The organism is Microbacterium sp. LTA6, assembly GCF_045690355.1.
Lineage (GTDB): Bacteria > Actinomycetota > Actinomycetes > Actinomycetales > Microbacteriaceae > Microbacterium.
Genome location: NZ_CP147855.1, coordinates 471,386 through 491,969 on the forward strand (window position 1 = coordinate 471,386; position 20,584 = coordinate 491,969).

The following is a 20,584-nucleotide window of genomic DNA, read 5'->3' on the forward strand; positions in this document are numbered from 1 at the left end:
TTGACGCTACCCAGCCGCGTTCCAGTTACCAAGTACAAACAGGTTGCAATCCGGTATCGGCTGCTTCGGCTCCCCGACGATCCGGTAGTGTCCACAACGTGCTCGACTCCGCTCCCCTCGCCGTCTGCGTCGGCGAAGGTCTGGTCGCACTGGTCCCCGCCGTCGCAGCGCCGCTCGAGGAATGCCGGACCTTCCACCGCTCGCTCGCCGGAGCCGAATGGAACGCCGCCATCGCCCTGGCCTCGGCCGGAATTCGCACCGCTGTCGTCTCCCGGGTCGGCGATGACGGCTTCGGCCGGTTCCTCACCGCGGAACTGCGCCGCCACGGCGTCGACGACTCCGCCGTCGAGATCGATCCGGACGCACCCACCGGGCTGTACGTGAAGGAGCTCACCCCGCTCCCCGTCGGCGCGGTGGAGAGCCGGATGCATTACTACCGCTCCGGGTCGGCGGCCGCCGCGATGTCACCGTCGACACTCGCCAGGCCACCGGCATCCACTCTGCTGAGCGAGGCGGCGCTGGTGCACACCTCCGGGATCACTCCGGCACTCTCTCCTGGCGCGAGGGCCGCACAGGATGCGCTTTTCGCGGATCGCCCGGCTGGCCGCCTGCTCAGCTTCGACGTGAACTGGCGCCCGGCGCTCTGGCGAGGCCGAGAAGACGAGGCCAAGGCGCTGCTGGCCGACTACGCCGGCCGTGCCGACGCCGTGTTCTGCACCCGGCCAGACGCCGAAGCCGTTTTCGGCACGGCCGATCCGCAGCGCCTGCGCGACCTGTTCCCCGAACCGCGCTATCTCGTCGTCACCTGCCCGACCGGGGCGACCGCTTTCGACGGCGCGGAGCGCGTCCAGAGCGACGCGCTCGAAGCGAATGTGGTCGAGACCGTCGGTGCCGGCGACGCCTTCGCCGCCGGTTTCCTGGCCGGGGTCCTCACCGGGCTGTCGCTCTCCGGGAGCCTGGCGCGCGCTCACCGGATCGCCACCAGGGCGCTCGCGAGCACCCGCGACCACGTCGACTGACGGCGTTATTCGCTCCGTCGGTCGTTGAGCGAGCGAAGCGAGACGAAACGCAGAGATCTTGCGTCGAACGCCAGACAGGCACGTTTCGTCTCGGTCGCTGCGCTCCCTCGCTCAACGACCGTGGGGAGGGACCCAACGCGATCGCTGGCGCTCCCTCGCTCAACGACCGGCGGTGCGGTTTCGGACGCTCCAACCGATCACAGCATCCAAGCCACCCTCGATGAAGGCCATCCTCTTCGCGTGGCTCCAGCCCTGCAGTCGCTTCTCCCATGCGAAGGCCTCATCGATACGGGCGAAGTCCGCACTCCAGATCAACTCCACGGGAAGCCGACGCCGCGTGTAGGCGCTGCCCATCCCCTCCTGGTGCTGCACGAGGCGCAATCCGAGGTCACGGGTGCTCCCCACGTAAAGCGTCCCGTCAGAGCAGCGAAGGATGTAGACGTATCCCATGGCGCGCAACATACGCGCGGTCTCCGACATCGCTCGCCGGATGGGCGCGTCTCGTCTCGGTCTCTGCGCGCCCTCGCTCAACGACCGGGTACAGGGCGGCCGAGCGCGGCATCGCGGGTGAGCTGCAAAGGGATGGCGACGGGTTCGCCGCGGTGCTGCACGACGCGCACGAAAAGGATGTCGACCAGGGCCAGCTGCGCGATCCGACTCGACATCGCCGCCATCCGGAAGGGCGACTCGCTGGCGTGCGTCAGCAGCACGACGTCGGCCGCGAGGGCCAGCGTCGAGTCGTTCACGCTTGTGATCGCGACCGCGAGAGCCCCCGCATCACGCGCAACCTCGAAAGCACGCACCGTCTCGGCCGTCTCGCCGCCGTGAGAGACGGCGATCACGACATCGTCCTTCGTGCGCAGTGATGCCGTGGTCAACGCCAGGTGCGGATCCGGCGAATGCGAAGCCGAACACCCGATGCGCACGAGCTTCTGCTGCAGATCCTGAGCGGTGAGTGACGATGCGGCCTGGCCGAGGATGTCGATATGACGTGCGGCGACGACGGCACGAGCGACACGATCGAGCGTCGGTCCGTCGAGGCCGAGCGCGGTCTTCTCGATCGCGTCGATCTCCTGCGCCGCGATCTTCGCCGCGACCACCGAAGGCTCGTCGTCCTGATCGATCGCGGTGTTGTCGAGGCTGAAGCGCGCCTGCTGCGCCTGGGCAAGGGTGACAGCGCGAGCGACGGCGACCCGCAGCTCGCGATAGCCGCTGAAGCCCAGCGACTGCGCGAAACGGGCGACCGTCGACAGCGAGGTCCTGCAGAGCTTGGCGAGGTCGTTGATGGCGAGGTCGACGACGAGGGTCGGGTCACCGAGGATCGTTTCGGCGACCCGCCCCTCGGCGGCACTCAGCCGGGGGACCGAACGGCGGATCAGCGCGAGAACGTCAGCGTCCACGGCGCCCATCGTCGTCAGCCGGCCTCGATGAGCTGTTCTGCCGCCCTGCCGAGCAGTCTCTCGCGGGCGACTTCGGCGCCGAGGCGGCTCGCGGCGCCGACCTCGACGGTCGGCAACGGCAGGGGGTGCCTGGCCGCGAGCCCCACGTTGACGACGGCCGCGGCGGGATCGAGGACGGCAGCCCGCTCGACGAGCGCCCGCTGGCCGGCATCCGCATCGGGACGATCGACGAGCACCACTGTCCTGCCGCTGGCGGCGACCGCGTCGGCGAGCGCACTCTGCTGCGCGTCCGCGCTGCTGCTCGCGACGTCGAGCCGCACCAGGAAGTCGCCGGCGGCGAGCGCCTCGGACACGAAGCCTGCGGCACTGTCGACGGCCAGCGAGGAACGCTGCCGCGCGTCCACGACGGCGAGGGCGGATGCTGCGACCAGCGTCCCACCGGTGACGGCGATGGCGCGGTCGACGACGGCCGCGGCATCGAAGTCGATCGGCTCGGCGGAGAGTTCGGATGCAGCGGCACGGCGCAGGGACGCGAGCGCAGCCACTCGCGCGGCGGCCTCTTCGACCCGCTCCCGCGACAGCGAGCCTTCGCGGAGCGCGGCGACGATTCCGTCCCGGGCGGCGAGGAAGTCACGGCGATCCTGGTCGGGCAGCGCGGCCGCACCGGGGTTCGTCGGATTGCCGATGCAGAGCAGGTCGGCGCCCGCGGCGAGCGCCTGTGCCGCTCCGCCGCCGATCCCCACGGTCTCGCGAATGGCCGCCATGTCCAGCGCATCGGTGATGATCACGCCCTGGAAGCCCCACTCCCGGAGCATCCCGAGCACGCGGGGATTGAGAGTCGCCGGCGCCTCGCCCCATGCGGGGACGATGATGTGCGCGGTCATGACGGCATCGACGCCGGCATCCACCGCCGCGCGGAACGGCTCGAGGTGCACCCGTTCGAACTCGTCGATGTCGAGGGCGATCTCCGGCAGTGCGTGATGGGAGTCGAGGTGGGTGTCGCCGTGGCCGGGGAAATGCTTGACGCACGCGGCGACCGCACCGTCCTGGATGCCGTCGACCTGAGCCACAACGTGGCGGGAGACGAGGTGCTCGTCGGAACCGAAGGAGCGCACGCCGATGACCGGATTGCGCGGGTCGGTGTTGACGTCGGCGACGGGCCCGAGGATGACGTTGCCGCCGATGGCGCGCACACGTCGGGCGAGTTCCGCCCCGGTCGCCTCGGTGGCGATGAGGTCGTCGAGGGCACCGAGTTGCGCGGCTCCGGGGAGCGTCGAGCCGGTCGCGGACTCGAGCCGGGTGACGCTGCCGCCCTCCTCGTCGATGCCGATCAGAGCATCCGGATTCGCCTCCTGGATCGACGCGCTCAGCGCGGACAGGCCATCGCTGATGTTCTGTCCGAAGTAGACGACGCCGGCGAGCCCGTCGCGGAGCTCGGAGAGCAGCCACGGCGGCGCCTCCGTTCCGAGGAAGCCCGGCCAGAGCACGCCGTTGGCGAGGCGGGCGAGATCGTCCCTCATCCCTTCACCGCGCCGGCGACCATGCCGCTGGACAGGCGGCGCTGAACGATGACGAAGAAGATCATCACCGGAATCGTGATGATGGTGGATGCCGCCATGATGCTGCCCCAGTCGTTGGAGTGCAGTCCGAAGAACGACTTCAGACCGATCGCCACAGTGTACTGATCCGCTGCGCCGCCCAGCATCGTCATTGCGAAGATGAACTCGTTCCACGCCGTGATGAAGCTGAACACGCTCGTCGCGACGAGTCCCGGCATCACGAGCGGCAGCAGGATCGAACGGAACATCCGCCACCAGCTCGCGCCGTCGATGTACGCGGCTTCCTCGAGTTCGACCGGGACCGCCTGCACGAATCCGCGCAGCATCCAGATCCCGAAGGCGAGCGAGAGTGCGATGTACACGATGATCAGTCCGAGGATGCTGTTGAGCAGTCCGAGGCTCTTCACCTGCAGGAACAGCGGGATGACGAGTGCCTCCAGCGGAACCATCTGCACGATGAGGATCAGCATCAGCACCGTGGTGCGCAGCTTGAACCGGAACCGGGCGACGGCCACCGCCGCGAGCAGGCAGACGAGCGCGCTGACGAGGACGGTGGCGAGCGCGACGATGGCGGAGTTGCGCAGGAAGGTGCCGAACCCGCCCTCGGTGAGCACGAACGCGAAGTTGTCGAAGGTGAACTCCTGAGGCAGGAACGTCTGTCCGCCGCTCGACGCCTTCTTGTCGAAAGCGCTGGCGACCATCCAGTAGACCGGGAAGAGCGTGAAGATCAGGACGGCCGCGATGGCGACACCGATTCCGATCCGCGACAGGAGTGGACGTCGGGTGCTCACAGTTCGTCCTCCTTCATCAGGGAGCGGATGTACACGATGGTGATCACGATCAGCACGAGGGTCAGCAGCACGGCGAGCGCGGCGCCGAAGCCGTAGCGGTTCTGGCCGAATGACTCGACGTAGGACCAGACGCCGAGATTGAGCACGGTCCGGTTGGAGCCGGCGCCGCCCGGCATCAGGTACACCTGCGCGAAGACCTTGAAGTCCCAGATCGTCGACAGGATGATGACGACCGAGAACACCGGCTTCAACGTGGGGAAGATGATCTTCCAGAAGCGCCGCCAGGCGCCGGCGCCGTCGAGAGCCGCTGCTTCGAGCATCTCCTTCGAGACGCCGAGGAGGCCGGCGAGCACCGTGATCGCCACGAACGGGAACCCGTGATGGACGACGTTGAGCAGCACGATCGCGTAGAAGGACCACTGGTTCGTGAACCAGTTCACCGATCCGTCGATGAGACCGAGATCCTGCAGAACGGAGTTGAAGATGCCCCGGTCGGCATCGAAGATGAAGGTCCAGACGTAGGTGCCGGTCACGGCGGGCATCGCCCACGCGACCATGATGCAACTCGAGACGATGGTGCGCCACACGATGCCCAGTCGGGCAAGGAGCAGGGCGACGAGGGTTCCGACCGTGACCGTCACGAAGACGGCGACGGCCGCGAAGCCGACGGTGTTCGGGAGGACGACGCTCCACAGCGTCGAGTCGGTGAGCGCCTCGATGTAGTTGCCGAGGCCGATCCAGTTGCTCTCGCCGGTGTTGATCTCGCGCAGCCCGTAGTCCTGCAGCGAATACAGGACCACCTGCACGAGCGGCCAGAGCATGAGCACCGCGAGGATGACCAATCCGGGTGCGAGCAGGAGCCAGGGACGGGCCTTCGCCAAGGGGAACCCGCGGCGGGCGCGGCTGCCGGCCGTGGAAACGGATGACTCCGCTTCCATGGCCGGCAGTGGTGTCTGCACCATCGACATCGTCGGGTACCTACTACTGGTTGAGCAGTTCGGTCATCTCAGCGGCGGCATCCTTCGTCGCGGTCGCGACGTCCTTCTGCCCGCTGAGAATCGCCTGGATCATCGCGTTGGTCGTCTTCTTCGCCTGCACGGCACCGAAGTTCGGAGTGACCGGGACGGATGCTCCGCCCTCGACCATCTGCTTCGCGAACGGAGCGACGAGCGGGTCGGTCGAGGCCAGCGCCTCTTCCATCGCGGACTGGACGCCCGGGAAGTATCCGGTCTCGGCGGCCCACTGCTCCGCGAACTCACCGGTCGTCATCAGGTTGACGAACTCCCAGGCGAGATCGGCGTTCTCCGTGGTGTTGAAGATCGAGAGGTGCGATCCGCCGAGGACCGACGGCGAGATGCCCTCGTCTTCGCCGGGGATGACAGCGGCGCCCAGCTTGCCCTCGAGTTCCGGGTTCGCCTCGACCAGCGCCTTCGGCGTCCACGATCCGGAGAGCATCATGGCGACGTTGCCCTGAGTGAAGGCGTCGCGCAGATCCGTCTCCTTCCAGGTGGTCGCACCGGCAGAGGAGAAGCCGTGCTTCAGCGCGAGGTCGGTGTAGAACTCGATGCCCGCCTGTGACTCCTTGCTGTCGAGTTCGCTCGTCCAGGTGTCGCCCTTGAGCGTTGCGATCTCGCCGCCGGCACCCCAGACCCAGGGGTACACGTCGAACTCCGCGTCACCTGGAACGGGGAACGGGAGCATCTCGGGCTTCGCCGCCTTGATGACCTCGCCGGCCGCGATGATGTCGTCCCAGCTCTCCGGAGCCTTGAGCCCGAGCTCCTCGAAAACGTCGGTGCGGTAGACGATCGAGCGGACACCCGCGTACCACGGCATGCCGTAGAGCTCGCCGTCGTAGGTCCCGGCGACCTCGAGCCCCTCGACCAGATCATCGCGGAGCCCCTTCTCACCGTCGACGTACTCACCGATCGCCTCGAGCGCACCGGCATCGGCGAACTCAGCCGTCCAGGTGGTGCCGGTCTCGGCGATATCGGGCGTGGTGCCACCGGCGATCGCCGTCACGAAACGGTCGTGGGCATCTGCCCACTGCACCTCTTCGATGGTGACCTTCGCTCCGGTCTTCTCTTCGAATGCCGCGGACACCGCGTCGTAGAAGGCGGTCGAGTCGGGGTTGGTGCCCTTCATGATCCAGACGGTGAGCTCCTTGCCCTCGCCGTCGGTGCCGCCGCCGTCGGCAGGCGCGGTCCCGCCAGCGCAGGCCGCGAGGCCGAGGCTGACAACGGCGCCGAGCGCCAGGGCCGGAAGTATGCGCTTGTGCATCAGGGATCTCCTCTTTGAAACGTCCTGGGCGGCATCGGGTGCGCACCCTGGGGATAAGTATTCACGACTAACTAATTGCCTGCAAGTTTTTCTCAGAATGTGGCCGGACTGTGACAAGAACTTCCGTCGTAGGCTCGCGGCATGCCTCGTAGGGGAAACGGCGATGACCGCGCAACGCTGGCACGTCATGCGCACCACCCGACACCGGGTCCGCTGTCCGCCGCCCTCAAGCTTCTCGGCATCTCACTCGGCGTGATCCTCGTCTCGGCCGTCGCCGTCTCTGCGTTCGTCGTCACGGACATCCTGGGGCGGGTCGGGGACGGTGCGGTGGCTCTGGAGGACGCTCCGGATGTCGCGCCGCCGTCGCTCGGCGCCTACCCGAGCGACAAGGCGTTCAGCATCCTCGTCATCGGGACCGACGAGTGCGGCGAACGCGCCACCGCTTTGCTCGGCGCGCGCTGCGCGGAGGCCGATGGGGGCAGCCGCAACGATGTGAACCTCCTCGTGCACGTCTCGGCGGCGCCGAGGAACGTGACGGTCGTCTCACTCCCCCGCGACCTCATGGTTCCGGTGCCGGACTGCACGCGCGAAGACGGTTCCGAAGCGTCAGGCATGTCGAAGGCGCCGTTGAACTCCGTGTTCGACCATGCCGGCATCTCCTGCGTGGTCAAGACGGTCAGCGATCTCGCCGACATCCCCATCGAATTCGCCGCGAAGATCGGCTTCGACGGCGTGATGGCGGTCACCGAGGCGATCGGCGGTGTCGAGGTCTGCATCGCCGGCGACGGCATTCGAGACGAGCAGGCAGGTATCGACCTCCCGCCGGGCACCCACACGATCTCCGGGCCGGACGCTTTGGCGTTCATCCGCACTCGGCACGGCGTCGGCGACGAGAGCGACCTTGCGCGCATCTCGAATCAGCAGCAGTACATGTCACGGCTGGCGAAGAAGGTGCTGAGCGCCGAGACCCTGACCGATGTGCCGAAGGTGCTGCGCCTGGCGAATGCGATCGCTGACAACATCGTCCCCAGCGAGGAACTGCAGAATCCGCTGCGGCTCGCCGAGCTCGGTCTCGCGTTGAACGATGTGCCGTTCAGCGACTTCGTTTTCGTGCAGTACCCGAACGTCGATGACCCCGACAACCCCGGCATCAAAGTCGCTCCGAACTGGGAGGCGGCAGACGAGCTCTGGGCCGCGGTGAAGGCAGGGCAGCCGCTGCAGCTCACCGGCGACGTCGCGACGCACGAAGGCGTCGAGCTGGTGCCACCGACGGCACCGGTTGAACCTGCACCGACCTCGACGGATGCACCTGCGGTTCGGGCTACCCTGCCTCCCGAGATCTCCGGGCAATCCCTCGAGCAGGAGACCTGCTCGGTCGGCAACCAACGGTGACCTCAGGTCAGGGTCCGTTCCAGCCGCGCACGTGGTGCACCGAGGCCGTCTTCGGATACGAGCCGGCCGGTGCCGCCACTTCGAAGAGGTCGATGAGCAGGAACAACGGGTAGTCCGGAGCCTGCGGGACGCGGCGGACCACGATGCCCTCGCAGCCGATGACGGTCTCACCTCCACCCCAGATCACCGTCCAGGTGTGGGGTCGGGACGCGTCGAAGGGAAGCGGAACCTCGGCCATGTCGGTGTCGAGGCGCGGGTCGGAGTGCGCCTTCACGCCGGACCGTGCCACGCTGCGGTGCGAGCCGATCGCTTCGGCGTCGATCTCGAACACGCAGATCTCGCCGGCGGCATCCGCCCGCTCGTGCTCGGTGCCCACCAGCCAGGCGGCGAGCATGCATCCGCCATCGCGGCTGGCGCTCACCGCGATGTCGACGCGGCCCGAGCTCGGCGCCCACAGCAGCTGCGTAGGTGTGACCGTACGGACCGCCAGCCCGTCCGGGCGGTGACGGTGCGTTCCGTCCGATGAGCCGAGTCGTCCGGAATGCACGCCGGTCTGCAGGTTCGACACCCGCAGCGGGGCATCCTCCGGTCTCCAGTCCGGCTGGTCGGCATCGATCCTCAGCAGCACCCCGTCATCGGCCGTCTCGAACCGCGCGGCGGAGCGGTCAGGCGTGGTCCAGTGCGGAAGATAATGCGCGACCCACAGGTCGGGACGGGGCCCGTCGGCGAAATCGTCCTCGATGTCAGGGCGACGGGTCGGGGCATCCGGGAGGGCTTCGATCACGCTGGCAACCGTACCGGCCGTCACGGACACCGGACGCGGCACAGGCCCCGCATCTCGACGCAGGCAGCGCGTAGTCTCGTCTCATGGGCAGGATGCGATCGAAGGACACCGAGCATCCCGAAGCCCGTCTCGACCACGGCGGCATCGCCCGCATCATTCCGTCCGAGTTCACCAGCGGCTTCGAGCTCATCGTCGACGGAACCCCGCAGTCGCACGTCGACCTCGATGATCCGACGCATCTGCACTTCGAGTACATCGTGCGGATGGGCGCCGTCATCGATCAGCTCACTTCACCGGGTTCCGCGCTCACGGCGGTGCATCTGGGCGCGGGCGCGCTGACGATCCCGCGATACATCGATGCGACGCGACCGGGCTCACGCCAGCAGGTCATCGAGCTGGAGGCGCCGCTGGCCCAACTCGTCCGCGAGCATCTGCCGTTACCGAAAGGGGCCTCGATCCGCATCCGGATCGGTGACGCCCGAGAGGGCGTGCGTCGCCTGCCGCCGGCGCTGGCGGGCAGCTGCGACCTCGTGGTCTCCGACGTCTATTCCGGAGCGCAGACCCCGGCCCACCTGACCAGTATCGAGTTCTACCGCGAGCTCTCGACGCTGCTCGCCCCCGGCGGTGTGCTGCTCGTCAACGTCGCCGACGGACCAGGGCTCGCGTTCGCCCGCAAGCAGGTGGCGACGATCGCCGACGTGCTGCCCGAGATAGGGATCCTCGCCGACACGCAAGTGCTCAAGGGACGCCGATTCGGGAACCTCGTCGTGGCGGCATCCGCCACTGCGCTGCCGACCGAGTGGCTGCCGCGAATCCTCGCCGCCGGCCCCCATCCGGCCAAGCTCGCGCAGGGCGCCGAGGTGAAGGCTTTTGTGCAGGGCGCGCGCATCGTCACGGACGCGGATGCGGTGGCATCCCCTCGACCCGACGCCTCACTGTTCCTGCGCTGAGCCCTTCTGCAGCTCTGATCGCCGAGATCCATGACGGGTCCGCGGCTTCCAGGCGTGCCGCCCCTGGCCTGCCCGGATCGACAGGCAGACTGGAACGGGGACGCACACGGAGGGAGTGACATGAGTTTGATCCAGGGATACCACCAGGAGACGCTGCGTGAGCTGGTCGACCTCGACGCCTGCGCTGCGCGACTCTCGGAGATCGAGGCGCAGCGGAGCCTCCCGGCCCTTCTGGAACGGGTCTGGCTGCTGAAGGTACTGGGCCGATTGGATGAGTCGCTGACGCTGGCCGACGAGGCCGTGCGTCAGGCACGCATGGCGGGCACCCGCAAGGACGTGCTGCGCGCGAGGGTTCTCCACGCGACGATCCTGCAGTACCGCGGCGCGCACGCCGCCGCGGAACAGGAACTCGCCACCTGCGCCGCCGAGGCCGAGGGACAGCGCTGGCTGTCGATCGCCGCCTTCGCACACCAGCACCACGGCAAGAACGCCTATGACGCCGGCGACTACGAAGAGGCTCGAGAGAGCTTCAAACGTTCGCTATTCCTCCGGCGGGAGTCCGGTGCCGACGACAGCGAACTGGAGACGGCGCTGCTCGCAATCGAGGCCGCCGAACGTCGACGGCCCGCTCAGCTCGTCGGCTGAGCCGTCGATCGGCCCGAGTGTCGGCGGTATGGCTTAGCCTGAGCGCATGGCCGATCTTGACCGTGTGCGCATCTGGGGCGAGGCGCTGATCAGGGTTCACCTCGACGAGTCCTGGTCGTTCGGCTTCGACCACGCCAAGCGCCGCGCCGGACAGTGCGACTACACCCGCAACCGGATCACGGTCTCGCGATATCTGGCGGCACGCTTCGAGGATGACGAGATCCATCAGGTCCTGCTGCATGAAGTGGCGCATGCCCTCGCCGGGCACGCCGCCGCGCACGGACCGGCCTGGAAGCGCGTCGCCAAGGAACTCGGCTACGTCGGCGGCACCACTCATCACGGTGAGACCGCGGTCGAGCTCGCCCCGTGGGTCGGCCGCTGCCCCGAGGGGCACGTGACCTATCGGCACCGTCGTCCGAGCAGACCGACGTCATGCGCACGCTGCTCGCGCACCTTCGATGCGCGCTTCCAGTTCGATTGGACCCGGCGCGAGATCAGCTCCGACACTCGACTCGCCGCGCAGATGCCGCGCTGACGTTCGCCCGGCTACTCCGCGCTGGCCCGGCGACGTCGGAGCAGCGCCGTCACAGCCCGCCAGCCGACGATGAAGACGCCGAGGGTCAGCGTCGCGACGACGATGAAGGGCACCTCGGCGGTGTCACCGCTGACGACGCGGAGCAGCATCCCTCCGGCGACGGTGACGATCCAGACGACCACGCCCCAGAGGAGCGACCACGGCTGCCGCGGCCGCGCCGGAAGGAGCGCGGCGACCGCGTGCCCGACCAGGAGCGCCACCAGGAACGGCCAGGCCGTGAGGAGGAATCCTGCCGGATCCTCGGAATGCGACGCACGGCCGATCACGGCGAAGATGAGCACCAGTACGGCGTCGAGGATCAGAGCGGGAACGTACCTCATGCCTCGACCCTACGTCGCGGGGGCATGGGCACGCGTGGGCTGGCTGGCGGTTCGGCGATCCCGCCGCCCGAGATCAGGACATCACCCCGAGATCAGGAGGATTCCGCCGAAATCCTCCTGATCTCGGTCGCGTCTCCTGATCTGGGGCCGCGGTTCATCTAAAACGAACGAAACGGCCATCCTCCAGCATCGGCACCAGGTCGGTCGCGTCCAGCGCGGCCGCTTGTTCGGCCGTCGACGGCGCGAGTCCGGATGCTCCGATCTTCGCCGTCGCGGGTATGCCACCGGCGATCTCGCGCCCCGAGCCGCTCGCGCCGAGCAGATGACGCAGGGCACCGGACAGCGCTCGGAAGCCCTCGGCGGCGACCGCCGCCTCCGGTGAGGTGTGGTCGATGCCGAGGTCGGTCAGCGCGGCGACGATCGCGCCGGCGCCGAGATGATCCTCCACAGCGAACCGCATCAGCCCCTCAGCATCCAGTTCGCCCGCGGCGATGACGGCGACCGACGTTCGCTCTCCCGTCCGCTCCTGCACGGTCTGCACCGCCCGGGCGACGGCGGCGGCATTGCGAATACCGCCGACGAGAACCGTCGGTGCGGACGCTGCGGAAGCCACGGCCGCGCCGTTCCGCGACCAGCGCACAGCGTCCGCGAGGACGACCTCGGTGGTGGATGCCACGGCATCCACCACCGTCGAGGAGAAGCGAAGCACGTCGACGACCACGACGACATCCGCCGTGGCGAGGCGCTCGAGGCCTGCGACGCCCCACTCGAGACGGACCTGATAGGTGGACTGATCGAACGGCGAAGGCATCCGTCCAGCCTATTCGCCGGTGGCGCCGGCATCCCGAGATCAGGAGAGTGCCCCGAGATCAGGAGGAATTGCCTGAAACTCTCCTGATCTCGGGCGTTGCTCCTGATCTCGGACGGCCCTCCGCGAGAACTGGATCCGGCTCAGTCCGCGGCGAGCGCCTCCACCGGCGCGACCCGCGTGGCGAGCCGTGTCGGAGCCGCCGCAGCCACCAGGGTGAGCAACGCGGTCGCCAGCACGATGATGACGACGGGCAGCCACGGCACCTGCGGGGCGACGAGCCCGGCTGGGTTCATATCGGGCGGCGTCGGAACGGATCCGAGCAGCGATTGCGCGGCGATCCATCCGTATGCGACGCCGAGCACGAGGCCGGTGAGCGTCGCCGCAACCGTGATGTGCGTCGCTTCCAGAAGCACCATCGCGCGCACCTGCCCGTTGGACAGACCGATCGAGCGCAGCAATCCCAGCTCCCGCCGACGCTGCACGACACCGATCGTGAGCAGGTTGACCAGGCCGACGGCGGCGATCACCGCGGAGATCGCGACCAGCACCATCATGATCGCGGCGAAGGCGTCCATCGGCGCGAAGAACTCCGCCGGAACGTCTCCCTCCACCTGGCTGATCATCAACTGCTTGGCCGACTCCATCGCGACGGCGAACATCGTCACCAGGGTCACACCCATGACCACGCCGATCGCCATCCGCGAAGATCGCTCCGGGTAGCGCAGCGCGTTCTCGGCCGCGAGTCGGGCGGTGGCGCTCGAACCGAGCATCCGCCCGACCAGGCGCAGCACGGGCGGCATGAACAGCACCGACCCGAGCGCGAGCCCGGTGAACGAGAGGATGCCGCCGACGAAGGCGACGACCACGCCGAGCGGGGTGACGAGTCCGACCACCACGCCGGCAGCGAGGAGCGCGGCACCCGCGATGAGCAGCACCCAGGCACCCACGTGCCGCCCCGGCCGACCGGAGACGTCGTCATGAGAACGCTCGACCGAACCGCCGAGCGCCTGCAGCGGCGTCACGGACAGAACCCGCCGCGAACCCGCCCAGGCCGCGGCCCAGGTGGTGAGGGCGACGCCGATCGCGGGCAGGGCGATCAGGGGCTGGATCACCGAGAATCCGCTCGGCGCATTGTCGAGCAGCTGCGCGCCGACCTGAACTCCGACCACGGCCAGCACGAGACCGGCGAGCAGACCCAGGACTGCGCCGATCACGCCGACGATGAATCCCTGCCGGCCGACCTCGGCGCGCTGCGCGCGCGCGGTCGCACCGATCAGACGCATGAGCGCGATCTGCCGCGTGCGCCCGGCGATGATCGTCGCGAACGTGTTCGCCGTGACGATCGCCGCGACGTACATCGCGACCCCGGTGAGCAGAACCGAAAGCAGGGCGACGACGAAGGCGAGCGTGCCGCTGTCGCCGATGTACGGATCGGCCTGGAGGACGACGCCGATGTAGGCGGTGACATCGACGAGCACGACACCGAATCCCGCGGACAGTGCAGCGACGAGGATGCTCGCCCCCATGCCGCGGTCGCGGAGCCAGCCGACTCCGGCGGTGCGCGATGCGCGCTCCGGCACGGTGGCTGCGGCGACCGCGGTCACGCTGCGACCTCGGCGGCGAGCATGTACGCCGAGATCTCCTCGGCGCTCTGGCGCGGGTGGTCGGCGACGATCCGGCCGTCGCCGAGGAACAGCACGCGATCGGCATGGCTGGCGGCGATCGCGTCATGCGTGACCATCGCGATCGACTGGCCGTGATCACGGCTGGCTGTCGCGAGGAGCCGCAGCACCTCGCGCCCGGTCTTCGAGTCGAGGTTGCCGGTCGGCTCGTCCGCGAAGACGAGGTCCGGCGAGGTGGCCAGCGCCCTGGCGATCGCCACGCGCTGCTGCTGACCGCCGGAGAGCTGGTGCGGGCGGTGCCGCAGCCGCGATCCGAGCCCGAGGGTCTCGATGAGGCCGTCGATGCGGGCCCGCTCGATCGCGCTCGGGCGGCGTCCGTCGAGCTCGAAGGGCAGCATGATGTTGCCCAGTGCGTCGAGGGTCGGCACCAGGTTGAACGCCTGGAAGATGAAGCCGACGCGACGGCGACGCAGGATCGTCAGATCGAGGTCTCCGAGGCCGGTGATCTCGGTGTCGCCGATCCATGCCCGCCCCTCGGTCGGGCTGTCCAGGCCCGCCATGATGTGCATGAGGGTGGATTTGCCGGAGCCGGAAGGGCCCATGATCGCGGTGAACTGGCCGCGGCGGATGCCGACGCTCACGCCGTCGAGGGCATGCACGGTGCCTTCGCCCGTGCCGTAGGTCTTCTTCAGGTGCTGGACGCGGGCGGCGAGCCCCAGGTCGGTGGTCGTGATCTCCATGCTTTCGACGGTACGGAGAGCGGATGCTCCGACGCGTCGCCCGTGCGGAGCATCCGCGTACATCGGAAGGATGATCCTCGGGGCCGCTATTCTCAGCAACGGGGACCCCATCGAAGCCCCGAGGACGAAAGGATCCTGTCGTGCCTGCTGTCGTCCTGATCGGCTTCGCCGCCGTCGTGCTGTGGTCACTGGTGTCGCATCGTTTCGAGCGCTGGGGAGTGGCCGGCCCCGCCGGTCTCCTCGTGCTCGGCGCGGTCGCCGTGATCTGGGATGTGGAGGCGTTCGCGACGGCCATCGATGCACCGCCGACCGAGAAGATCGTTGAGGTGATTCTCGCGGTGCTGCTCTTCGTCGACGCGATCGAGGTCAAGGGCGGGCTCTTCGGCAACGAGGGGCGAGTGACCCTGCGGCTCGTGCTCATCGCACTGCCGATGTCGCTCGTGCTCGGGGCAGCGGCCTCCTGGCTGCTGGTCCCGGAGACGGCACCGTTCCTGATGATCGTGATCGCCTGCGTCATCCTTCCCACCGACTTCGCGCCCGCTGCCGAGATCCTGCGGGTGCGCTACATTCCCGACCGCGTACGACAGATCCTCAACGTCGAGAGCGGCTACAACGACGGAATCGTCTCGCCGCTCTTCGCGATGATGCTGCCGCTCGCGACGATCTGGGCCGAGATCGTGAGCAATGCCGGGAAGGACCTCTCCGATGCCGAGATCGACAAGCGCTCGGATCAGGTGGGCGAGGCGATCATCGGTGCCGTTCCGGCGACGCTGGTCGCCATCCTCCTCGGCGTGGTCCTGGGCTTCGTCTGCGGAACGCTGGTGCGGCTGTGCCGTCGGCATCAACTGGTCTCCGATGCCGGTGTGCGCGGCGTGATGCTGCTGATCCCGCTGATCGCCTACGGAATCGCGACCCTCCCCGCCCTCGGGGCAAACGGCTTCGTCGCCGCATTCGTCGCCGGCATCGCCTACCGGATGGCCCGCACCCGTGGCGAGGAGGAACGTGCCGTCGCGCACGACGAACTCGTCCTCGTCGAGGAGACCGGCACGCTCGCGGCGAACTTCGTCTGGTTCATCCTGGGCGGCGCTGCACTGCTCGCGTTCTCGGCGGGAGTGGGCTGGGACGTGGTCCTGCTGGCACTGCTCGCGTTGACCGTGCTGCGGATCGTCCCGGTGTATCTGTCGCTGATGGGCAGTTCCGTCGCGCCGCGCGAGCGGTTGCTCATCGGTGCACTCGGACCGCGCGGCACCGCATCGATCGTGTTCGGCCTGCTCGCTTACAACGCGCTGCCCGACGAGCAGGGAGAACTCGTACTGGTGGTGATGGTCGTCACCGTCGTCGGCAGCATCGTCCTGCACGGACTCGCCGCGCCGCTGCTCCTGCGTCGGATGAGTCCGGCGGGACGCGCGAAGCTCCGCTGACGCCACCCTCTTCGCAACGCAGCGCGGCGGATGACACACTGACCTCATGCCTCAAGACGGACTCGACCCCCGCCAGACCCGACGCATGCCGGAGATGCTCGACGAGTTCCAGCGCGCCGAGGGGCACCCGCACTTCCGCGTCGACGTGGAGCGCATCCGCTTCTCCCCCTTCTACTCACGGCTCTCCGCGGTCACCCAGGTGATCTCGCAGACCGGCGCCGGGCTCGCCGTGCACAACAGGCTCACCCATTCGATCAAGGTCGCGGCCGTGGCACGGGCGATCGCGACGCACCTGTCGACGCGTACCGACGAGGCGAGCCGGATCGTCGCCGAGCTCGGCGGCGCGCATCCGGTCGTGGTCCAGGCCGCCGCAGCAGCGCACGACCTCGGTCATCCCCCGTTCGGGCACCTGGGTGAGCACACTCTCGATCGCCTGGCGCGCGCCCGGTTCGGGCTGACCGAGGGATTCGAGGGGAACGCGCAGACCTACCGCATCCTCACCCGCCTCGACGAGCACGATCGCCCGGGCGTCGGACTCAATCTCACCGCGGCGGTGCGCGCCGCCGTGCTGAAGTACCCCTGGCGGCGCGGCCTCGGCGGAATCCGCCGCGGCGGCACGAGCAAGTTCAACTACTACGCGGTCGACGAGCAGGACGCACGTCAGGCGCTCGCCGCCTATCCCCTGATCGGCGAGGGACAGCAGACGGCCGAGTGCTCCATCATGGACATCTCCGACGACATCGCCTACTCGCTGCACGATCTCGAGGACTTCTATCGCGCCGGCCTACTGACCCCCACGACGCTTTCCACCGAGTTCCGGGCTTGGCACCGCGACCTCACCCGGCTCCGCGTCGCCGACCAGGACTTCCTCGCCGCCGATACCAGGACTCCGGGGCACTCGCTCGAGCTGCTCTGGCGCCGGCTCCGCGGCAAAGACGGCTGGATCGCGGATGCGGATGCCTTCGGCGCAGCCGTGGCGAAGGTCGGCGCCGAGGTGATCGACGGGCTCCTCGCCGAACCGTTCGATGGCTCCCTCTCCAGCGAGCGGTCCCTCGCGAGATTCACGACGGCATGGATCGCGCGCCTGCAGTCGTCGATCGAAGTGCACCGGAACCCCGACATCCGCTCGGGCCACGTCAGCCTGAACCGGCAGGCCTGGCACGAGGTCGCAGTGCTCAAGTTTCTGCACGAGCGGTTCATCCTCGAACGCCCGGATCTCACCGTCTACCAGCGCGGACAGGCCAGCGTCCTGGAGCGGCTCGTCAGCGGCTTCGCCGCCTGGCTCGACGACCCCCTCGACGCCCGCCGCGCCCCGCGCCGACTGCTCGACCTCGTGCAGCTCGCCGACGACGACTATCGCCGGTTGCGGAAAGATGCGCCGGAGCTGCTCGAGACGCACACCGCCACGGAACTCCATGCTTTCGCCCGTGGCCGCGGCATCATCGACTACGTCGCCTCGCTCACGGACGCCCAGGCCGTGTCGCTCGACGCGATGCTGGCGGGTCGGACCGAGCGTCTGTGGGATGCCGGTCAGGGGCTGTGACGCCCTCGGCCGCAGGCCGGCCGCTCAGTTCAGCCCGTGCTCGAACGCGAACACCACCAGCTGCACCCGATCACGCAGCGCCAGCTTGGCGAGGATCCTGCTGATGTGCGTCTTCACGGTCGCCTCGCTGAGGTACTCACGGGCAGCGATCTCGGCATTCGACAGACCCCGAGCGGCGAGAGCGAAGATCTCCCGTTCGCGGTCGGTGAGGTCGGCGTACTGAGGCGGAACCGGCTTCGGCGCCTCGGTGAAGTGCTGGAAGAGGTCGCGGGTGGCGGATGCCGCGATCACCGACGACCCCGAATGCACGGTGCGGATCGCGGCGAGCAGGAACTCCGGATCGGCGTCCTTCAGCAGAAAGCCGCTCGCCCCCTGGCGGATCGCCCGCGCGGCGGCCTCGTCGAGGTCGAAGGTCGTGAGCATCACGATGCGCGGTGGATCGGGCTGGGAGAGGATCTCCGCCGTCGCGGTGAGCCCGTCCATCACCGGCATCCGGATATCCATCAGCACGACGTCGGGCCGGGTCTCCCGCACCACGTCGAGGGCCTGACGGCCGTCTCCCGCTTCGCCGACGACATCGAGGTCGGGTTGGGAGGCGACGAGCATGCGGATGCCGGCACGGAACAGCGCCTGATCATCCACGAGAACGACCCTGATCATGCCCTGCCTCCGATGGGGAGCGTCGCCCGGACGACGAACTGTGCGCCCTGATGCTCAGCCTGCAGGTTACCGCCGACGAGTTGCGCGCGCTCGCGCATGCCGATGACGCCGTGCCCTCCCTGGCCGACGACCCGCTCGCCGGTCACGGTGTTGCGCACCTGGATGTCGACGCGATCAAGGAGCCAGGCGAGGTGCACGTCGACCGCGCCGTCGCCGTGCCGGATCGCGTTCGTGAGCGCCTCCTGCAGGATGCGATACACCGCGAGCTGGATCGCCGCCGGCGGCTCGCCCGGAGGCATCGGATCGACGGTGATGCGGGGCTCGACCCCGGCGTGCCGCACCTGCGCGAACAGCGTCTCGAGGTCGGCCAGCGTCGGTTGCGGGCCGTCGCCCTGGCGATGGCGGAGCTGGGTGAGCAGCATCCGGACATCGGAGAGCGCACCGCGTGCGGTCTGCGCGATCGTACCCAGGGCTTCCTGCGCCAGCTCGGGCTGCACGGCGGCCGCGTAGCGCGCGCCGTCGGCTTGGGCGATCACGACCGCGAGTGAGTGCGCGACGATGTCGTGCATGTCCCTGGCGATCCGCACTCGCTCCTGCTCCTCCGCGGCGACGGCTTCGGCCTGAGCCTTGGCCACCTGCGTCTCCCGGCCCTTCACCACCACTCGCCACAGCAGTCCGGTCCCCCACGACATCACCATCGCCAGTACGAAGACCGAGCCGATCAGCGCCGCACTCGTCGCGACCCTCAGGGTGCTCGAGGCATCGGTCAGAAGTCCTGACCAGATCAACGCGAAGTAGATGCCGCCCAGCACCCCGCCACCGAGTGCCGAGACGCCGCCGATCCACAGCACCCGCCTGCTTCCCCATGCCGATGTCGCAAACAGGATGAGGAGAATGGCGATGTTGTACGCAGACGGCGGGAGCCCAGCCCCCATCTGGATGACCGCCCCGATCCACGCGATTCCGAGGGCGAGCGCGGGCGAGAGGCGACTGATCGCGGCCGCGCCCCAGAGGATCACGCCGACGACGACATAGATCGTGACGGCGATGGGACCGGAGTGGATCCAGACGCTCAGCTCATTCGTACCGGCAAGGAAGGACAGCGGCGCCGTCACGGCGAAGCCGACGATCGCGCCGACGATGTCGAGCACGAGCCAGGTACGGGAGACGGGGCGGATCACTCCCCTACGCTACGCGGCGCCCCGCGCTCCCCGCATCCGCCTCGAGATGTATCCCGCACCGACTCGTCAGGCGCGGCAGAGGATCTCGCCGTGGGGCACGAGGTACCAGCCGTCCTCGGCATCCGCCCAGCGCTTCCACGCGTCGCTGATCGCCTGCAGATCCGTGGTGGTCGCGCGATCCTCCCGCACCAACTGCCTGGCCAACGCGGACTCGAGAATGCGGTCTGCCCACATCCCGCCCCACCATGCGCGTTCGGCCGGAGTCGCGTAGCACCAGGTCGACGCGGTGGCGCGGACATCCGTGAAACCCGCCTGCCGCGCCCAGGACAGCAGCTGCCGACCGGCGTCGGGCTCTCCGCCGTTCGCCCGTGCCGCAGCGCGATAGAGCTCGAGCCACCGATCCAGCTCCGGAAGCAGCGGGAACCAGATGAAGCCCGCATAGTCGGCGTCGCGCGCGGCGACGATGCCACCGGGCACCGTGACACGGCGCATCTCACGCAACGCCTGCACCGGGTCAGCCACGTGCTGCAGCACCTGATGCGCGTGCACGACGTCGAAGCTGTCATCGGCGAAGCTCAGGGCGTGCACGTCCTCGACGGAGAAGTCGACGTTCGTCACCCCACGGCTCGCGGCGAGTTCGCGCGACAGCGACAGCGCCGCATCATCGATCTCCGTCGCGGTGACCCGATCGACGACGCTGGCGAAGTCCATCGTGATCGTGCCCGGTCCCGCTCCGACGTCGAGAAGTCGCGTCGAGGCGCCGAGGTGGGGCCGGAGGTACTCCGCCGAGTTCGCGATGTTCCTGGTGTTGTGCGAACGGAGGACGGATTCGTGATGTCCGTGCGTGTACGAGGCCATGCGTGCCAGTCTGGCA

General features: G+C 68.6%; 21 protein-coding genes. 7 read left to right on the plus strand and 14 right to left on the minus strand.

The genetic code is table 11. The features are described 5' to 3' along the window. Window positions 1-98: 98 nt before the first annotated feature. Window positions 99-1,019 carry a sugar kinase gene (locus LTA6_RS02175; protein ID WP_407358538.1) on the plus strand — a complete coding sequence of 307 codons (921 nt, stop codon included), beginning with the start codon at window positions 99-101 and terminating at the stop codon, window positions 1,017-1,019. Between the two features lie 159 nt (window positions 1,020-1,178). On the opposite strand, the gene LTA6_RS02180 is transcribed toward LTA6_RS02175, so the two are convergent. The 6 genes from LTA6_RS02180 to LTA6_RS02205 form a co-directional block, all read right to left on the minus strand. Beyond that, a complete protein-coding gene (locus LTA6_RS02180; protein ID WP_407358539.1) occupies window positions 1,179-1,424 on the minus strand; it encodes a GIY-YIG nuclease family protein in 246 nt (81 codons plus the stop codon). A gap of 122 nt (window positions 1,425-1,546) precedes the next feature. Further along, window positions 1,547-2,419, minus strand: a complete 873-nt coding sequence (locus LTA6_RS02185) for a MurR/RpiR family transcriptional regulator (protein WP_363551202.1) — start codon at window positions 2,417-2,419, stop codon at window positions 1,547-1,549. A 14-nt stretch (window positions 2,420-2,433) separates the two neighbouring features. Next, window positions 2,434-3,939, minus strand: a complete 1,506-nt coding sequence (locus tag LTA6_RS02190; RefSeq protein ID WP_407358540.1) for a glycoside hydrolase family 3 N-terminal domain-containing protein — start codon at window positions 3,937-3,939, stop codon at window positions 2,434-2,436. Further along, window positions 3,936-4,769, minus strand: coding sequence for a carbohydrate ABC transporter permease (locus LTA6_RS02195; protein WP_341975829.1), 834 nt, complete (start codon window positions 4,767-4,769; stop codon window positions 3,936-3,938). The genes LTA6_RS02190 and LTA6_RS02195 overlap by 4 nt, the downstream gene beginning before the upstream one ends. Then, window positions 4,766-5,737 carry a carbohydrate ABC transporter permease gene (locus LTA6_RS02200; protein ID WP_407358541.1) on the minus strand — a complete coding sequence of 324 codons (972 nt, stop codon included), beginning with the start codon at window positions 5,735-5,737 and terminating at the stop codon, window positions 4,766-4,768. The genes LTA6_RS02195 and LTA6_RS02200 overlap by 4 nt, the downstream gene beginning before the upstream one ends. 13 nt (window positions 5,738-5,750) lie before the next feature. Then, window positions 5,751-7,046 carry a sugar ABC transporter substrate-binding protein gene (locus LTA6_RS02205; RefSeq protein WP_407358542.1) on the minus strand — a complete coding sequence of 432 codons (1,296 nt, stop codon included), beginning with the start codon at window positions 7,044-7,046 and terminating at the stop codon, window positions 5,751-5,753. A 141-nt stretch (window positions 7,047-7,187) separates the two neighbouring features. On the opposite strand from LTA6_RS02205, the gene LTA6_RS02210 reads away from it, so the two are divergent. Then, window positions 7,188-8,438 carry an LCP family protein gene (locus tag LTA6_RS02210; protein ID WP_407358543.1) on the plus strand — a complete coding sequence of 417 codons (1,251 nt, stop codon included), beginning with the start codon at window positions 7,188-7,190 and terminating at the stop codon, window positions 8,436-8,438. A gap of 7 nt (window positions 8,439-8,445) precedes the next feature. Here the strand turns inward: LTA6_RS02210 and LTA6_RS02215 are convergent, their stop codons facing one another. After that, window positions 8,446-9,222, minus strand: coding sequence for a hypothetical protein (locus LTA6_RS02215; RefSeq protein ID WP_407358544.1), 777 nt, complete (start codon window positions 9,220-9,222; stop codon window positions 8,446-8,448). A gap of 83 nt (window positions 9,223-9,305) precedes the next feature. Here LTA6_RS02215 and LTA6_RS02220 point away from each other — a divergent pair, with 83 nt between their 5' ends. The 3 genes from LTA6_RS02220 (at window position 9,306) to LTA6_RS02230 (ending at window position 11,352) form a co-directional block, all read left to right on the plus strand. Next, window positions 9,306-10,172 carry a fused MFS/spermidine synthase gene (locus LTA6_RS02220; protein ID WP_363551192.1) on the plus strand — a complete coding sequence of 289 codons (867 nt, stop codon included), beginning with the start codon at window positions 9,306-9,308 and terminating at the stop codon, window positions 10,170-10,172. Between the two features lie 120 nt (window positions 10,173-10,292). Continuing rightward, window positions 10,293-10,817, plus strand: coding sequence for a hypothetical protein (locus tag LTA6_RS02225; protein ID WP_341975835.1), 525 nt, complete (start codon window positions 10,293-10,295; stop codon window positions 10,815-10,817). Window positions 10,818-10,863: 46 nt separating this feature from the next. Then, window positions 10,864-11,352, plus strand: coding sequence for a SprT-like domain-containing protein (locus tag LTA6_RS02230; RefSeq protein ID WP_407358545.1), 489 nt, complete (start codon window positions 10,864-10,866; stop codon window positions 11,350-11,352). Between the two features lie 11 nt (window positions 11,353-11,363). Here LTA6_RS02230 and LTA6_RS02235 read toward each other — a convergent pair whose 3' ends face one another. The 4 genes from LTA6_RS02235 to LTA6_RS02250 form a co-directional block, all read right to left on the minus strand. Next, window positions 11,364-11,732 (minus strand): DUF3054 domain-containing protein, encoded by a 369-nt coding sequence (locus LTA6_RS02235; RefSeq protein ID WP_407358546.1) that lies wholly within the window; start codon window positions 11,730-11,732, stop codon window positions 11,364-11,366. 154 nt (window positions 11,733-11,886) lie between these two features. Further along, window positions 11,887-12,543 carry a 2-phosphosulfolactate phosphatase gene (locus LTA6_RS02240; protein WP_407358547.1) on the minus strand — a complete coding sequence of 219 codons (657 nt, stop codon included), beginning with the start codon at window positions 12,541-12,543 and terminating at the stop codon, window positions 11,887-11,889. 140 nt (window positions 12,544-12,683) lie between these two features. Then, complete coding sequence (locus tag LTA6_RS02245; RefSeq protein WP_341975839.1) at window positions 12,684-14,147, minus strand: ABC transporter permease; 1,464 nt, start codon at window positions 14,145-14,147, stop codon at window positions 12,684-12,686. Further along, window positions 14,144-14,905: an ABC transporter ATP-binding protein gene (locus tag LTA6_RS02250; RefSeq protein ID WP_341975840.1), complete on the minus strand. Its 762-nt coding sequence runs from the start codon at window positions 14,903-14,905 to the stop codon at window positions 14,144-14,146. Before LTA6_RS02250 ends, LTA6_RS02245 begins: the two co-directional genes overlap by 4 nt. 140 nt (window positions 14,906-15,045) lie before the next feature. Here LTA6_RS02250 and LTA6_RS02255 point away from each other — a divergent pair, with 140 nt between their 5' ends. After that, window positions 15,046-16,326 carry a cation:proton antiporter gene (locus LTA6_RS02255; protein ID WP_341975841.1) on the plus strand — a complete coding sequence of 427 codons (1,281 nt, stop codon included), beginning with the start codon at window positions 15,046-15,048 and terminating at the stop codon, window positions 16,324-16,326. 46 nt (window positions 16,327-16,372) lie between these two features. Then, complete coding sequence (locus LTA6_RS02260; RefSeq protein ID WP_341975842.1) at window positions 16,373-17,869, plus strand: dGTP triphosphohydrolase; 1,497 nt, start codon at window positions 16,373-16,375, stop codon at window positions 17,867-17,869. A gap of 24 nt (window positions 17,870-17,893) precedes the next feature. Here the strand turns inward: LTA6_RS02260 and LTA6_RS02265 are convergent, their stop codons facing one another. From LTA6_RS02265 to LTA6_RS02275, 3 genes are all read right to left on the minus strand, one after another. After that, a complete protein-coding gene (locus LTA6_RS02265; protein ID WP_341975843.1) occupies window positions 17,894-18,529 on the minus strand; it encodes a response regulator transcription factor in 636 nt (211 codons plus the stop codon). Beyond that, window positions 18,526-19,710 carry a sensor histidine kinase gene (locus LTA6_RS02270; RefSeq protein WP_407358548.1) on the minus strand — a complete coding sequence of 395 codons (1,185 nt, stop codon included), beginning with the start codon at window positions 19,708-19,710 and terminating at the stop codon, window positions 18,526-18,528. Before LTA6_RS02270 ends, LTA6_RS02265 begins: the two co-directional genes overlap by 4 nt. A gap of 66 nt (window positions 19,711-19,776) precedes the next feature. Then, window positions 19,777-20,568 carry a class I SAM-dependent methyltransferase gene (locus LTA6_RS02275; RefSeq protein ID WP_407358549.1) on the minus strand — a complete coding sequence of 264 codons (792 nt, stop codon included), beginning with the start codon at window positions 20,566-20,568 and terminating at the stop codon, window positions 19,777-19,779. Window positions 20,569-20,584: the final 16 nt, after the last annotated feature.

Coding starts and splice junctions, on each gene's coding strand:
- LTA6_RS02190 (WP_407358540.1), bottom strand. CDS start 3,939: ATGAGGGACGATCTCGCCCGCCTCGCCAACGGCGTGCTCTGGCCGGGC.
- LTA6_RS02200 (WP_407358541.1), bottom strand. CDS start 5,737: ATGTCGATGGTGCAGACACCACTGCCGGCCATGGAAGCGGAGTCATCC.
- LTA6_RS02205 (WP_407358542.1), bottom strand. CDS start 7,046: ATGCACAAGCGCATACTTCCGGCCCTGGCGCTCGGCGCCGTTGTCAGC.
- LTA6_RS02210 (WP_407358543.1), top strand. CDS start 7,188: ATGCCTCGTAGGGGAAACGGCGATGACCGCGCAACGCTGGCACGTCAT.
- LTA6_RS02220 (WP_363551192.1), top strand. CDS start 9,306: ATGGGCAGGATGCGATCGAAGGACACCGAGCATCCCGAAGCCCGTCTC.
- LTA6_RS02225 (WP_341975835.1), top strand. CDS start 10,293: ATGAGTTTGATCCAGGGATACCACCAGGAGACGCTGCGTGAGCTGGTC.
- LTA6_RS02230 (WP_407358545.1), top strand. CDS start 10,864: ATGGCCGATCTTGACCGTGTGCGCATCTGGGGCGAGGCGCTGATCAGG.
- LTA6_RS02235 (WP_407358546.1), bottom strand. CDS start 11,732: ATGAGGTACGTTCCCGCTCTGATCCTCGACGCCGTACTGGTGCTCATC.
- LTA6_RS02240 (WP_407358547.1), bottom strand. CDS start 12,543: ATGCCTTCGCCGTTCGATCAGTCCACCTATCAGGTCCGTCTCGAGTGG.
- LTA6_RS02250 (WP_341975840.1), bottom strand. CDS start 14,905: ATGGAGATCACGACCACCGACCTGGGGCTCGCCGCCCGCGTCCAGCAC.
- LTA6_RS02260 (WP_341975842.1), top strand. CDS start 16,373: ATGCCTCAAGACGGACTCGACCCCCGCCAGACCCGACGCATGCCGGAG.
- LTA6_RS02265 (WP_341975843.1), bottom strand. CDS start 18,529: ATGATCAGGGTCGTTCTCGTGGATGATCAGGCGCTGTTCCGTGCCGGC.
- LTA6_RS02275 (WP_407358549.1), bottom strand. CDS start 20,568: ATGGCCTCGTACACGCACGGACATCACGAATCCGTCCTCCGTTCGCAC.